8 protein-coding genes are annotated in these 14549 nt (G+C 60.1%); all 8 read right to left on the bottom strand.

The window, feature by feature from the left end:
- Window positions 1-132: 132 nt before the first annotated feature.
- The 8 genes from E4633_RS18525 to E4633_RS18490 all read right to left on the bottom strand — a co-directional run bounded on the left by E4633_RS18525 (window position 133) and on the right by E4633_RS18490 (window position 14543).
- On the bottom strand, window positions 133-3213 hold the full coding sequence (locus E4633_RS18525; RefSeq protein WP_135872526.1) for a hypothetical protein: 3081 nt from the start codon (window positions 3211-3213) through the stop codon (window positions 133-135).
- Between the two features lie 598 nt (window positions 3214-3811).
- Complete coding sequence (locus E4633_RS18520; RefSeq protein WP_135872524.1) at window positions 3812-4192, bottom strand: hypothetical protein; 381 nt, start codon at window positions 4190-4192, stop codon at window positions 3812-3814.
- Window positions 4193-4283: 91 nt separating this feature from the next.
- A complete protein-coding gene (locus E4633_RS18515) occupies window positions 4284-7370 on the bottom strand; it encodes a cytochrome c3 family protein (protein ID WP_135872522.1) in 3087 nt (1028 codons plus the stop codon).
- Between the two features lie 116 nt (window positions 7371-7486).
- Window positions 7487-8245, bottom strand: a complete 759-nt coding sequence (locus tag E4633_RS18510) for a cytochrome C (RefSeq protein ID WP_135872520.1) — start codon at window positions 8243-8245, stop codon at window positions 7487-7489.
- A gap of 893 nt (window positions 8246-9138) precedes the next feature.
- Window positions 9139-10902: a cytochrome c3 family protein gene (locus E4633_RS18505; protein WP_135872519.1), complete on the bottom strand. Its 1764-nt coding sequence runs from the start codon at window positions 10900-10902 to the stop codon at window positions 9139-9141.
- Window positions 10899-11963, bottom strand: coding sequence for an L-dopachrome tautomerase-related protein (locus E4633_RS18500; RefSeq protein WP_135872517.1), 1065 nt, complete (start codon window positions 11961-11963; stop codon window positions 10899-10901). Before E4633_RS18500 ends, E4633_RS18505 begins: the two co-directional genes overlap by 4 nt.
- A gap of 17 nt (window positions 11964-11980) precedes the next feature.
- Window positions 11981-13942 (bottom strand): hypothetical protein, encoded by a 1962-nt coding sequence (locus E4633_RS18495; protein WP_135872515.1) that lies wholly within the window; start codon window positions 13940-13942, stop codon window positions 11981-11983.
- A 13-nt stretch (window positions 13943-13955) separates the two neighbouring features.
- Window positions 13956-14543 (bottom strand): cytochrome c3 family protein, encoded by a 588-nt coding sequence (locus E4633_RS18490; RefSeq protein WP_135872513.1) that lies wholly within the window; start codon window positions 14541-14543, stop codon window positions 13956-13958.
- Window positions 14544-14549 lie beyond the last annotated feature (6 nt).

Below are 14549 nucleotides of genomic sequence, written 5' to 3'. Positions count from 1 at the left end.
CTGCCCCCTTCGCAAAGGGGGGAACGTCAGGAGCTCATGCATCGCGGGTGTGGGGATAGTCCAGCTAAAAAAATCCCCGCCTCTTGCGAGGCGGGGCAGGTACAGCATCAAATCAAGAGACAGTGGTAGTTGCTAGGGACGCTCGTAAGCGTTCCATGCACCGGTGGTGCGGCTCCAACCGAGAATGTAAGCCATACCTATGGTGGTGGTGCCGTACAAAGTGGTGGGGGAGTTGTTGACGGTGTTGTAAGCTGCGGTGTCCTTCACGAACAGGAGGGTACCTGTGGTTGCGTCGGTCAGGCCTGAGCCGACTGCGGTAGCACCAACAGACTGGTCGATCGTCCTGTTGTCTAGGAAGTCGATGCTGTCGTATAGCAGCCGACGAGAGTAGGTACGTGCATGAACGAAGGCTGCAGGCTCACGTTTGAGCAGGTTGATATTGAAGCAGGCCCCCATCAGCTTCTCAGCCTGTACAGCGGTAAGTGTGCCACCGCGGGTCCAGTCCTTGACGGCGCCGTTGCCGGCGTTTTTGTCGTAGAAGTAGGGGTACGCGGACTGGTTGTAGGTGATGTTGTAGTTGTCCTCAAGGACCTTGAGAGCCAAGGTCAGGGTAGCCTGGTACGGTTTGGCCTGCTCCTCAATGAAGGTCCTCAAGCCAGCAGCATCAGCCGCTTCAGAGCCGTGGCAGTTTATACACACTCCGTTGAGGGCCTTGGTACCGATTTCGAGGGTGTGATCTGCAACGCCGTTGTCCCCCATGGCGACATTGCCTTTAGCGTAGTGGCAGGTCACGCACGGGCCATCGGTGTCGGAAACGCCCGACACGAACTCTACAGGGACTGGATAACGGCTAATGCTAGGCATACCGAGTTTACGGTGGGTGGAGGTCAGCTTACCAGCAACGGCAGCACCGGTAACGTCGACAGTCATGTCGGCGTCGGAGGTCAGGGTCTGACCGTAGGACACGATGCCGGTGCCGGTGGTACCAGCTACCTGGGTGTTAGCGGGAACGAAGTTGGTGTAGCCGCCTTTTACGTACATGAGCGAACCAGCTGCCATGTAGTGGGAGTTAACGAAGCTTACGTTGGTAAAGGTGTTAGCTGCTGCTGTCAGGTCGGTGATGCTGTCGCCGGAAGCCTGGCCGATGTGGCAAGCGAGGCAGGTATTGGAAGCCTGTACATCCTGGTAGACTGCAGGTGAGCCCTTGTAGTTGTAGTCAGCCTTGACTGCACCCGGATTACGCAGTGCGCCGGTTGCGGAGTCAGAGTGGCAGCCCCAGCAGTAGAGGAGTTCGTTAGCTCCTGAGCCGGCAGTTGCAGTCCAGCCCGGGAGGTGCGAGTAGTCGTTGTTAGCAGCGTTGTAGTTAACCGGATCCATCATGTAGTTGGCAGCGCCGGTAGCGGTGTGGCACTTTTCGCAGGAAGCGCGATTCCCGGCACCCTGCGTCTGATCCCAGTTGTAATGAACCCAGGCAGCGCCGGTCGTCTCGGTTGCGCCGACGGTCTTGAGCAGTGCGTTGGCGCTCAGGGTTCCGTTGGCAGCTGTGGTGATGGTGCGACCGTAGTCTTCAATGTATGTCCTAGGGCCGGGCAAACGGATAACGTACGGGTCCATACCGACAACTGCACCGTAGTACAGGATGGAATTGGTCTCGAGAGCAGCTGTCTTGTTGGCAGCGATCTTGCCGGCATGGCCGGAATCAGCCCACTCTTTCTGGATTTCTACGTCAGCCTTGTGCAGGTTATGGCAGTCGGCGCAGGGGGTGGCGCCGGTTTTGCGCAGGTTATAGCCTTCCACGACGGTGGTGGTTGCCGGGTTGTCGTAGTGGGAGTCGGAGATGGTGCGCTCAACGCTCGGGGAGCTGGCGTCGTGATAGTTGCCGACCACTACGCCTGAGTTGTTGGTCAGGGTGTGGCAACCGGTGCATACGTCGTACTGGTCAAGCTTGCCGTTCCCGTTCGGGTCCCAGGTCACTGCAGCCTTGGCTGCGGTGTCGTAGGTGTTTACTGCTCGGAGGATGTTGCCGCCGTTGTGCGGGTCCTGAGCGTGGCAAACGGTGCAGCTGATGCCGTTGTTGGAGGTCAGCCCGGTGGAAGCGGTGGTCCAGGCAGCTTTGGCGTCGGTGTTGTTAAGCACGTCGGCGTAGCCGCCGGTGTAACCGACAGCGAAGCCGGTGATAGCGCCTTCGGTTGCGTGGCAGCGCTGGCAGGTACCGGTGGTGTGACCGGAAGTGTTGCCGTGCGCGCCGGTCTGCCATGCAGTGGTGATAACCGCGTTCCTGTTGCTATGGCAGGTGGTGCAATCGTTGTGCGGCTGAACAGTGACAAGGCCGGCCTTTGTCATCGGAAAGCCCAGGCCGCCACAGAACTGAGTGATTGTAAGACCGTAGGTACCGGGGGTCGGGAACTTGATGATGAACGGGTTGGTTCCAGTCACCGTCGCATCGGGAGCGTCAGAGGTTATCGTGTAACTGATACCTGGTCCGTCAGCACAGGTTATTGTGACTGTATCTCCCGGATCAACGAGATTTGAATTACTCGTGCACCTCATTGGCAGCCGAGCACAAACCTGACCGAAATTCGCAGAGAAGGCACCGCTGGCGCTAACCTGCACAACTTTGGACACGATGTCGCCGACAGCGCCGGTCGCCGTTACATCACCCGCCAAATTAGTAACCGCGTAATCAGCGTTCGGCATCGCGGTGATTTTCAGATACGCACCGGGCTTCAGGTTCAGGCTGGACATGCTACTGGAACCGTAGACGGCACCTGAGGCATCACAGCGTTGCAGGACAACCTTACCGCCTGCCGCGGGCTGGGTGGCAGTTACTGTCAAAAGGTTCTGCTTGAAGTAAACCACCAGGGATTGGCTGTTCCGGATAGACACGTAACCAACCGGGACCGCTTGAACGGTGTAGGTCCCGTTAGCGTCCAGGGGCACGGTACCGGTCACGTCTATCCCGTTCAGAATGACGGAGGACACCGAGTAGCCTGCTTCAGGATCAACGGTAAAGGTCTGGCTGGTGAGACCAGTCAAGTTGTCCTGTTTGTAGTACCCGATTGAGGGCACGCCGGCCCGGCCAAGAGCGATGGTCTTTACGCCGTCGGAGACGGTGCCCTTGCCGCTGCCTACTTTTGCCGTGATGGTCCACGCGTGGGCTAACGCCGGAAGGGCAAGCAAGAGGAAAGAGAGGAACCCTATTTTTCTCAACATGTATTCTCCTTGTGGATTTAGTCTGCAGGTACACCGCTAAAGAACAGCAAGGTTAGGCCCGTTCTTCCGAGTCATTCCTCGTTGTTCTGCCCGGACACGGCCAGACCGCTACGCGATTTGCCGCACCAAACTCGGTTAAAAGCAACACATAAGTTTTTTCTGCAATCCGTATACCACAAGGGTTATAGATGTTTACGTTTCACTGGTGCCTCACACCACGCACCTGCAAGGCACTGAAACTTTGTCTTTTTATAATTTGAGTCTTTATCCAGTCATCCGGACTCTGCTGGCTCGCCAGCCGAGTGCCCCCTATTAGTCATGCCGCAAGTAAGCCTTCTCACGTGGTCCTGGTTCCAGCGTCAGGGATAAGACGTAGTAATTCCGTAGCATTCGAAATGCTCGGCTATACGGCCAGGATCATGTTCAGTTCCGCGGAACTAAACAGAGGCAGGCCCGTGATGAAATCTATTCCATTCTGTACAACCGGAATTTTGAGATGGTGATGCAAAGAGGAAGTGAGGGGGGGGAAACGGCGTTACGCGACCATGACAATGGTGGCAAACTGGACAGGATCTGCGACTAAGCAGACGACCAAATATTATTCGGGAACGCTTTGTGCCTGGTAGTAATCGTCGGAAGAGATGGTTGAGAGGTTGCGGGTCTTCCACTTCTCCCGTTTTTCGCGCGCGACGCGTTCCTTGGCCTTAGCCAGCGCCTGCTCCTTTCGCGCCAACTTGCCGACGGAGCGTGTTTCCTCCTCATCTTCTTCAACCGGTGACGGGGTACTGGAAACGGCCACTTGGGTAGGAGCGGGCTTGACCTCGACGGGAGCGATTTCGAGAGGCATGACTGCGGCTTTGCCGTCGCCGTTGTATTCGACGATGATCTCGTTGTCGGTTTCGTGGATCTTGAACTCTGCGGCATGGGCGGAGAGAGGCAAAACTGCAGCAACCATCAGCGCAAACAATGTCCTTTTCATGGTTTTCTCTCCCTTTCCTGCTTAGGAAAAAACCCCGCCTCTTTCGAGGCGGGGCAAGTACAGCATCAAATCAAGAGTTAATCATCAGATGTTACGGACGCTCGTAAGCAGCCCATGCACCGGTGGTGCGGCTCCAACCGAGGATGTACAGCATGCCGCCGGTGGTGGTGCCGTACGGGGTGGTGATAGCGGTGCCGGTGCTGTTGTAAGCTGCGGTGTCCTTCACGAACAGGAGGGCACCGGTGGAGTCGGTCAGACCGGAGGCGAGTGCGGTGGTACCGACCGACTGGTTGATGGTGTTGTCGTCAAGGAAGTCGATGGTGTCGTACAGCAGCCTGCGAGCGTAGGTACGAGCGTGGGCAAAGGCAGCCGGGTCACGCTTGAGCAGGTTGATGTTGAAGCATGCACCCATGAGCTTCTCTGCGTTGGCAGCGGAGAGTGCGGTGAAGCCGGATACGTTGGAACGGGTCCAGTTCTTCACTGCGCCGTTGGCAGCGCTTGCGTCGAAGAAGTAGGGGTAAGATGCCTGGTTGTAGGTGATGTTGTACTTCTTCTGGAGCAGATCGAGGGCCAGGGACAGTGTTGCCTCGAACGGAGCTGCGCCCTCTTCTTCGATGAAGTTCTGGAGACCGGCAACGTCAGCCGCTTCAGCACCGTGGCAGTTCACGCACACGCCGTTGAGGGTTTTTGCGCCGAACTCGAGGGTGTGGTCGGCAACGCCGTTGTCACCCTTGGTCACATCGCCCTTAGCGTAGTGGCAGGTCACGCACGGACCGTCGCTGTCGAGGAAGCCCGGTACAAACAGAGCCTTGTTGTGGGAGTCGCCGTTGATGGCGGGGGTGCCCAGTTTGCGGTGGGTAGAGGTCAGTTTACCAGCAGTGGCAACACCGGTGATGTCGACGGTCATGTCGGCGTCGGAGGTCAGGGTCTGACCGTAGGACACAATGCCGGTGCCGGTGGTGCCGGCTACCTGGGTGTTAGCGGGAACGAAGTTGGTGTAGCCGCCTTTTACGTACATGAGCGAACCAGCTGCCATGTAGTGGGAGTTAACGAAGCTTACGTTGGTGAAGGTGTTAGCTGCTGCAGTCAGATCGGTGATGCTGTTGCCGGAAGCCTGGCCCACGTGGCAGGTAAGGCAGGTGTTGGAGGGTCCAACGTTCGGGTAAACAGCAGGTGCACCCTGGAATTTGTAGTCAGCAACGACGGCACCCGGGTTACGCAGTGCGCCGGTTGCGGAGTCAGAGTGGCAGCCCCAGCAGTAGAGGAGTTCTTTCCCGTTAGCACCGGCAGTAGAAGTCCAGCCGGAGATGTGCGAGAAGTCGTTGTTAACCGGGTTGTAGGTAGCCGGGCTGTTCATGTAGTTAGCTGCGCCGGTTGCGGTGTGGCACTTCTCGCAGGTAGCGCGGTTGCCGGAACCGCTGGTCTGGGTCCAGTTGTAGTGAACGAATGCCTCGGCGGTGTCCGGACCGATGGTTTTGAGCAGTGCGTTGGCGCTCAGGGTGCCGTTTGCAGCGTTGGTGTTGGTGCGCTTGTAGTCTTCGAGGTAAGTCCTGGTGCTGCCCGGACGGAGAACAGTGCTCACGTCGGTCCCGGCGGGAGCGCTGTAGTAAAGAGCAGCGTTGGTCACGAGAGCTGCTTCTTTGGCGGCAAGGATCTTACCAGCGTGGCCGGACTCTGCCCACTCTTCCTGGATTTCTACGTCAGCTTTGTGCAGGTTGTGGCAGTCTGCGCAGGGGGTAGCGCCTGCTTTACGCAGGTTGTAGCCTTCCACCACGGCGGTGGTCGGATCGTCGAAGTGCGAGTCAGAGATGGTGCGCTCGACGCTCGGGGAGCTGCCGTCGTGGTAGTTGCCAACCAGGGCGCCGGCGTTGTTGGTCAGGGAGTGGCAACCGGTGCAGACGTCGTACTGGTCAAGTTTGCCGTTCCCGTTCGGGTCCCAGGTAGTGGCGGCGCCGTTGGCCCAGGTGTTTACAGCGCGGAGGTTGTTGCCGCCGTTGTGCGGATCCTGAGCGTGGCAGACGGTGCAGCTGATGCCGTTGTTGGAGGAGTTGACGGTGGACCATACGGTGTAAGCAGCTTTGGCGTCGGCCGCGTTGAGAACGTCGGCGTACCCGCCGGTGTAACCAATGGCGAAGCCTGCGATAGCGCCTTCGGTTGCGTGGCAGCGCTGGCAGGTACCGGTGGTGTGGCCGGATGCGTTGCCGTGTGCGCCGGTCTGCCATGCGGTGGTGATAACCGCGTTCCTGTTGCTGTGGCAGGTGGTGCAAGCGTTGTGCGGCTGAACGGTGATGAGGCCGGCCTTGGTGATCGGGAAGCTCTGGCCGCCGACGGTGGCGGTCAGGGTGAAGCCGAAGGTACCGGAGGTCGGGAACTTAACGGTGAACGGGCCAGTCCCGGTCACGGTCTCGTCGGGTGCGTCAGAGGTCAGCGTGTAGGTAACGCCGGTCATGTTGGACACTGCGGAGGGGGTTACGGTGACGCTGTCGCCCGGGCTCGCAATGTTGGTGCTGATGGAGAAGTTCGGCTTAACCACCGGAACCTGGGTGAAGGTGGCGGTGAGGGCACCGGCTGCGTTCACCTGTACGACCTGGGAAACCACGTCGCCGGGGGCGGCGGTCACGGCTACGCCAGCCACGGTGGCAGCTTTGTAGTCTGCGTTCGGCAGGGCAACGACTTTCACGTATGCGCCGGCCTTCAGGTTGGCGAGGCTGTACATGCTGCTGGAGCCGAAGACAACGCCGGAAGCGTTGCAGCGCTGCAGGACGATCCTGCCGCCTGCTGCCGGCTGGGTAGCGGTCACGGTCAGGAGGTTCTGCTTGAAGTAAACCACCAGGGACTGGCTGTTCCTGATCGGGGAGCCCGCGGCGACGGTGTAGGTCCCGTTGGCGTCCTGAGCCACGGTGCCGGTCACGTCTACGCCGTTCACGATGACGGAGGAGATCGAGTAGCCAGCAGCCGGATCAACAATGAAGTCCTGGCTGGTCTGACCGGTCACGTTGTCCTGCTTGTAGTACCCGATGGAACCGGTTGCCGGTGCTGCTACCGGGAGGGAGATGGTCTTCGTGCCGCTGACCACAGACCCCTGGCCGCTGCCGATTTTCGCCGTGACGGTCCACGCGTGGGCGAATGCCGGGAGAGCGAGCAGGAGGGTAGAGACTATCCCAACTTTTCTCAACATATATATTCTCCTTTTCGATTTAGTGTTCATAAGTAACTGCGGGTCGAAGTGCCACAGGGCCCGGCCCTTATTTCTGGTTCAATGCTTCCTGCGGTCTGCCTCGACCACTGCTCAAGTTACTTGATATGGCAGGTCAGGCAGAGTTTCGAATCGGTGTTCGGAGAAAGCAGCAGATAGTTGGTCTTGGTCGGGTCGTCGACGTTTTTCTTGTTGTGAACGTCGTGGCAGGTAGCGCAGGTCATGATCGGGCCCTGGCTGCCAGCGTAGAGACGGTCAGAAATCTTCAGGCTGGTGTTGTCGATGTAGGTAGCGGCTTTCTGACGGATCCAGTTGTCCTTGCCTACTGCGCTCGGGGTGTTGTCAGCCGGGTTGCCGGTGACCGGGCCGTTTGCAACGCCGCCGTCAGCCTGGTCGAACACGAACCCGATCGGGTGGTCGTTGGAAAGCGAAGCGGTCTGAGCGATAGCTGCGGTGCCGAAGGTGTCGGAGTCGAGCTTCTTGGTGCCGGTGGTTGCGTAGTGGGTGTCAACCGCGATAGCGCCGTCGTGGCAGCTCATGCAGAGCTTGCTCGGACCTTCCATCATGGTGGAGGGGTCAACGGTGGAGTCGATGGTTGCGCTGTAGTAAGGAACGTAGGAGGTGTTCGGCAGAGCGTGCGACCACAGCGGGAGGTAGTCGTTGCCTTCGGTTGCAGCGTGGTGCGGGGTGTGGCAGAACGCACATACGCGGCCCTGGCTGTCCGGGGTGGTGCCGGTGTAGATGTTCATGTCGTGGATGGAGCCAACAACCCCGCCCTTAGGCGCTGTGAGGCCGAATGCCATGCTCGTGGAAAGAGCAACGATGCCGAGTGCAGCAAATACCGTCTTCTTGTTCATTTGTACTCTCCTTTTTTTCGATTGAATGATATTCCATCTACTGCTTGGTGCTACACGGATTACACTGAATAGACTTTGAACTGGGACACATCCTCCTTTCATGTTCGTTTTCTTTGTATGGGCCTAGTCGGCTGGCTGGGCCATCCGTCATTTGCCCGAAAATGGCCACGAAAAGCATTACGATTACCTATTGTGCAACTGCGGTGCCACGGGGATTTTGGGGCCGATTATTTTTGGGCTAAGGGAAAAGGCCCAGGCGCAAAGCGCTGATCTGCTATCACTTTTTTTAATTTGGACTGAAGCAAAAAGATGGAGAAAAGACACTTCCAGGGGGGAGGCGCCGCCTTGTCGCGGGGAGGGTACGGGGTTTTCACGGGATAACACGGAAGGGGGGCCGCCCTTTCACTGACCCCCCTCTTTGAACATTGTCGGTCCGGGGGCTTGCCCCCCTTTTGAACGTTGTGGGTACGGGAGGCAAGCTCCCTTTTGGCTGCGCTTCAAACAGTGGGCTGGGCAAAACGTCCCCCCCTTTGCAAAGGGGGGCAAGGGGGGATTTGCCTTGGCCTGACCATACAAGCACCTGCTGACTCTTGGATCGCACACGCTGCAACAGCAAATAGACTGATGCGGAACAACTTGTTCATGAGGAAAGCGACTCCGTCCATCAGGCGGAAAGGTATAAATCACCCCCCCCCTGCCCCCCCTTCGCAAAGGGGGGAACGTGATGCCATACTCAATGCTTCGAGACTGACGCACACATACTTCCACGGTATTCTCTGAAGAACCTTCGCAAAGTGGGGGCGTCAGGGCAACAGACGGCACTTCATGAAATAAAAAGCCCGCCGGGCTGGAGCCGGGCGGGCTAATGGTGCGTGATGCGTAGTCGCTGTTTACTAGTAGATCTTGGTGCCGCCGGCGGGGTGACAGGTGCCGGCTACGGCACAGCTTCGGGCCGGGGCGTTGTAGACCGGGGCGTCTCCTGTGTACCTCGTGTCGAAGTTGACGAGGTGGGCTCCGTTGGTGGTGTTGGCCAAGAGTGAACTCGGCACGCCGTGCGGATCATGACACGCCGAGCAGGGCGCACTGTGGTCGCGCACGTGCGACTGGTGCAGGGCCGCGGAATTGGAGTGCGGCACGTTCATCGGGTCGAGCAGGTACAGCTGCTCGTGGCACTTGAAGCATAGCGGGTACGACGTCGCGGCCGAGGGGAAGGTATCTATGTTCTGAGCCTGCAGAATGTAAGGCTCCTCGGAACCGTGCGGGGCATGGCAGTCCGAGCAGTAGATCCGGAACTGGCTGTTCTGCAGCGACGAGATGAGGCTCCTGCCGGTCCTCCCCACCGTGTCGTAGGCGACCGGATGGTACGACGGGTTCCCGGTGGCGAAGCGCTTACCCTCGTCGTAGGTGGAGAAGGCACGCACGGGACGGCTAAGACTCGCAGTCTTGAAGGAGGAGGCGGAGACGCCCTGGTGGCAGCGGAAGCAGACCTCGTACTCGTAGCGGGCGGAACCGTCCCCTCCGAGCGCGTTGCCGTTCACGTCGACGCCGCGTACCCCGCGCAGGGGACCGTTCACGTACGGCGCGGTGGAGGCGGGGGTGACCGCAGGGTTCGGGTCGCCCAAGGGGGAGCCCTGGAAACCTGAGCGGTGCGGGTTATGGCAGTCGACGCACTGCACGTGTTTTAAGTCGGAGGTCAGCGGCAACGTCTCGTCTTCCTTGTGCACGCCGGAGTAGATCTGGATCTTGTGGCTGAAGGTGCGCGAGATCTGGGTCGCGATGTCGATGCTGGTCAAGGTGTTGTACGACGCACCGGAGTGGCAGCTCCCGAGACAGTTGCTCTCCTCGCCGGAAAGCGGGGCCGGTTGCTTGAGAAGATGCACCCCCCGCTCCGCGGAGTGGGGACGATGGCAGTTGCGGCAGCCGTCGGCGCCGACCTGGGTGGATACCGCGCTGCTGTAGCGCGCCCCGCCGGTACGGTGCTTGTTGTCGGCGTTGGCCCAGTCGGTCTTGTTGTGGCAGTCACGGCAGAGAAGGTCGTGTTCGGCGGAGTCGTCACGCACGAGGAAGTTGCCGTACTGGTTGTTGTGCGGGTCGTGGCACGAGGTGCACTCCACGTAGGTATCCTCGGAGAGGCTGATCCCCTTGCTGGCCAGCGTCCCCTTGTCGTTCAGCTCGCCGGAGAGACCGTAGGTCATGGACACCGGGTGGCTCGTCGAGAGATCGGTCCCGAGGTTCGCGTTGAGCGCCGGGTCCAAGTCGGTAGGGATCTTGCCGAGGCTTGAGACGGTGAAGTCGCCGTTTAGCACCCCCATGGCGACCGCGCCGTCATGACAGGAAAGGCAAAGGCGCGAGGGTCCCTTGGGTTGCTGCGGATTCGCCTTGATGGTGGTCGACGCGTACGGGACGTAGATGCTGAGGTTGGACTTGCGGCTCCAAAGCGGCCCTTCACTCACGGCGTGATGCGGCGTGTGACAGAAGACGCAGATGCGCACCTCGTCGGTCGCCTTTACGTTGTGCGCCCCCCCTCCCCCGCTGACGGAGAGGTTGTGCGGCGTGTTGACGATGCGGGCGCCCTGGGATGAAGCGGTGGCGACACCCGGAAGGAGCAGGGTCGCCGCGCAGAGCGCGTGTATTACCTTGATCTTGATCCCTCTCATTTGGATTCACCCGGCGCCGGTAGCGGGGCGCCTGTCTGCGGGTCGTCGACCCGCAGGTACCTGAAGACCTGCAGTCTCCTGTTGTAAGAATCCGCGACATAGATGAGATCACCCTTGCCGATGAAGATACCGGCCGGCATCCAGAACTGCCCCGGATTGCTCCCGTGCGAGCCGAAGTCGAGCAGCACGCGTCCGTTGTCGTTGAAGATCTGCACTGCGTCGAAGAGCGCGTCGCAGACGTAGATGTGACCGTCGCTGTCGACCGCAACCCCCTTCGGGCGGGCAAAGCTCCCCGAGGTATCCCCGGCCCGGCCGAACTGCTTCAGGAAGTGGCCGTTGGCGGTGAAGATCTGGATGCGGGAGTTGAGCGCGTCGGTCACGTAGAGGCGCCCGGAGGCGTCGACGAAGAGGTCGGTAGGGTAGTTGAACTGCCCCGCCCCGGTGCCGCGCCCGCCGATCCTGTAGCGCTCGTTGCCGGCGAGGTCGTAGACCACGATCTGGTGGCTCGCGGTATCGGAGACGTAGATGAAGCGGTTGTTCGCGTTGAAGGCAAGGCCGGTGGGACGATCGAGCGCGGTCACGTTGAAGCGCTGCAGTTTCCCGCCGGAGAGCGCGTAGCGGTAGACGACGCCGGTCCCCGCGTCGGATATGTAGATGTTGTCCCGGTCGTCCCCGGTCACCGCAATCGGGGTGCGCAGCCCCCCGCCGATGACGGTGTAGCTCTTCTTGTCGGGGTCCATGATGTGGACCAGGGCGAGTCCCACGTCGGCGATGAAGATCCTCTCCTTCTGGTCGACGTAGACCCCGTAAGGCTTGCCTATGCGCTGGTCCGGTTCACCGGTGAGGAGTTCTATGGCGCGCTGCCAGAACCCTTTGGAGATCCCGGCGTCCTCGAAGTCGCGGATCTCCTTCACCCAGGTGATGCGGGGGGGGGTGGGGAGCGCCGGCCACTGCAGCTCGCGGTAGTCGCCTCCCCGGCGCTGCGGGGCACTCCCGGCGCAGCCGGACAGAAGCAGCAAAACGAGCAACGGGAAAAAGATGATCGAATTCTTTATGCTCATGTTTTCATCCTTTGCCGTCAGAATTGCCGCGCCATGCGCAGCATGAGGGTTTGGTCGCTGGTCCATCCGCTTCCGGAGTAACGGAAGTTCGCCTGGGTGTTCACGTTGAAGGTGAGCTTGCGCACGCTCCAGCGTACGTCGAGCGAAAGGGAGAGGTTCGTGTTGTCGATGTACCCTGTGTTGTTGAGCAGGTTGCTGGTGGCGGTGACGAGGGCGGTGTTCTCAAGCATCTTCGAATAGCTGCCGCTCGCGGAGAACACGTTGGAGGTGTTCCCCCCCGTGTTCCCCTTGCTCACCAGATCGCTCTCGCGGATCAGGTAGCGGTCGGTCAGGTTCATGGTGTAGCGCCCCTGCATCCAGGAACCGCTGCGCATGAAGGCCCCTTTGTAGGTCTGGCTCTTCTCCGCGCTCGAAACGAGTCGGGTGTACTCGACGGAGAGGGTCCCGGCGTCGTCGTCGAACCTCGTGTCCCCACCAAGGCGGTAGGAGTTGGAACCGGCGAGGTTGATCTGGTCGGCGCTGCCGGAGATGAGCTCCTGGCTGGTACGGTTCCAGTTGGCGAAGACGCGGTACTTGTTCTCCAGGAAGGTGAAGTCCGCGCCCAGCGCATCGTTGGTGGTGGAGTAGGTGATGTTCGAGTTGACCAGCACCTTGTAGTCGATGGAGAGGATATCCTTCACATGGATGCTCGAGGTGCCTGTCTTGACGACCACCTCGGTGTACGGGCCGTTTTGACGCACCGTGTAATCGATCCCCTCGTCGTACTGCTTGGTCCTCGCCTGATTCCACACCTTGACCGACCCCTCCACCACGTTCTGCTGGTCCAGAGTGACGAAGAGGAGCTCGTCGACGGGACGGACCTCGGCGAAGATGTCGATGCCGCTGTCGCTAAGCTTGTTGGCGGTGACCAGGTAGTGCCTGCCGGCCGTCAGCTGCATCCTGCTGTCGCGGGGGAGCAGCTTGTGGTAGTCCAGCATGAGGCCGCCGCCGCCGCTTTGCTCGCTCCCGGCCGAGAGGCTGCGGTCGTTACCCTCCGCTTCGATCCGCGTGGTGAGGCTTTTGAAGAGCCTGTGCTGCAGCCAGGCGCGGGCGTTGTGGGTGCGCTGAATCTGGGTCGGCTCTTCCCGCATGGTGAAGCTGTAGTCGGTGCCGCTCTCGAGCGCGCGCCCCAGGTCCCAGCTCAGGGACGCGCCGAGATCGGTGGTGCGCGATTCGTTCACGCCGCGCTGGGTCACCACGTGCGCGCGGCTGTTCAAAATCCTGTTCAAGGACGCGGTGGAGAAGTTGAGACTGTTGCGGAGGTTGGCGTCGATGTTGCTGCTTTGCTGGCTCTCTACGTCGTTGTCGGTGGTGAGGTTCAGGGTGCTCCCGACGATGGTGAAGTAGGTCTCGCTGTTCTTGTAATTGTGGCTCGCTCCGAAGGTGTAGGAGTCGCTTTGGGAGCGGCTGTCGAGCTCGAGGCCGCTCGTCTGGTTCGAGGTCCTGTTGTAGCCGAAGGTGATCGGCAGGAACGTCGACGAGATCGGGAGGTGGAGCGCGAGGGAGTTGCTCTTTTGCTGATAGCTCGAGGCGAACTCGCGCGGCACGTCCGCGATGTCCGAGGTGAAGCTGAAAGAAAGCGGATAAGGGAAGCGGTCCAGGAAGATGCCCGTTATGTTGTAGAGCACGCCGAAACCGTAGGTGTCGTTGGTGGAGCGCTCGTTCCCCATGTAGAGGTTCTGGTCCGCTCGCAGGTCGAGCCCGATCTCGCCGTGCAGAAGACGCGCGCGGTAAATGGCGTAGTCGAGCCCCAGGTGGTAGTCCTCCTGCAGCGACTGCTGCGTCGTGGAGACGAGGTCCGCCTGCGCCGCCTTCAGGTGGTACGTGGTCTCCACGCTCTGCCTGAGGTTTCTAAGCGCAAGGACGTTGGTCACCTGCGCCGCCGCCCACTCCGGTACGAGGAGCAGGCTAAGCGGTATGAAAAGAAGTTTGGACCGCATCATCCCATCCCGGTCATTTCAAGAAAAACGAAGTGGTCCCGTAATGGGGGTTATGGCAGTCGGCGCAGACCATCTTACGCTCGGCAACCTTGTTGTGCAGCCCGAGCGCCGCGCGCTGTTCCTTATGGCAGAGATCGCAGATGTTCTTTCTGTCCACCTTCAGAAGCGAAGTGTAGGCGGAGTTGTGGGGTACGTGGCAGGCAAGGCAGTCGCCGACCGCGGCGGGGCCGTGCTGGTAGTGCCCCTTGTCCTTGAAGAAGTCCTTGTGGCACATGAGACAGAGCTGTTTCGCGGGGCGCACCAGACCATCGTCCTTGGACTTGTCGTGGCAGTTGTCGCACTTCTTCTCGTCGTAGGGCTGGTGCACCGAGCCGTTGGTCACGTCCCCGGCCTCGGCGGCCTTCTTGGCCCCGGCAAGCTCCTCCTTGTACTCGGTGAGCTTCGCATCCGCGTACTGGGTACAGATCTCCTCGGGCGGCGGGAGCGTCGGCACGCCGTCGAACACCGTGGAGAGGACCTTGTGCCTGGTGATGGGATCGCACCCGGCGAGGATGGCGAAAACCATCAGGAAAGCCGCGATATGTAGCGTGAGTCGTGCCATGTGCCC

Source organism: Geomonas terrae, from assembly GCF_004791675.1.
GTDB lineage: Bacteria > Desulfobacterota > Desulfuromonadia > Geobacterales > Geobacteraceae > Geomonas > Geomonas edaphica.
The sequence above is the reverse complement of the archived record's forward strand: the minus strand, read 5'-3'. Positions and strand labels throughout refer to the sequence as shown.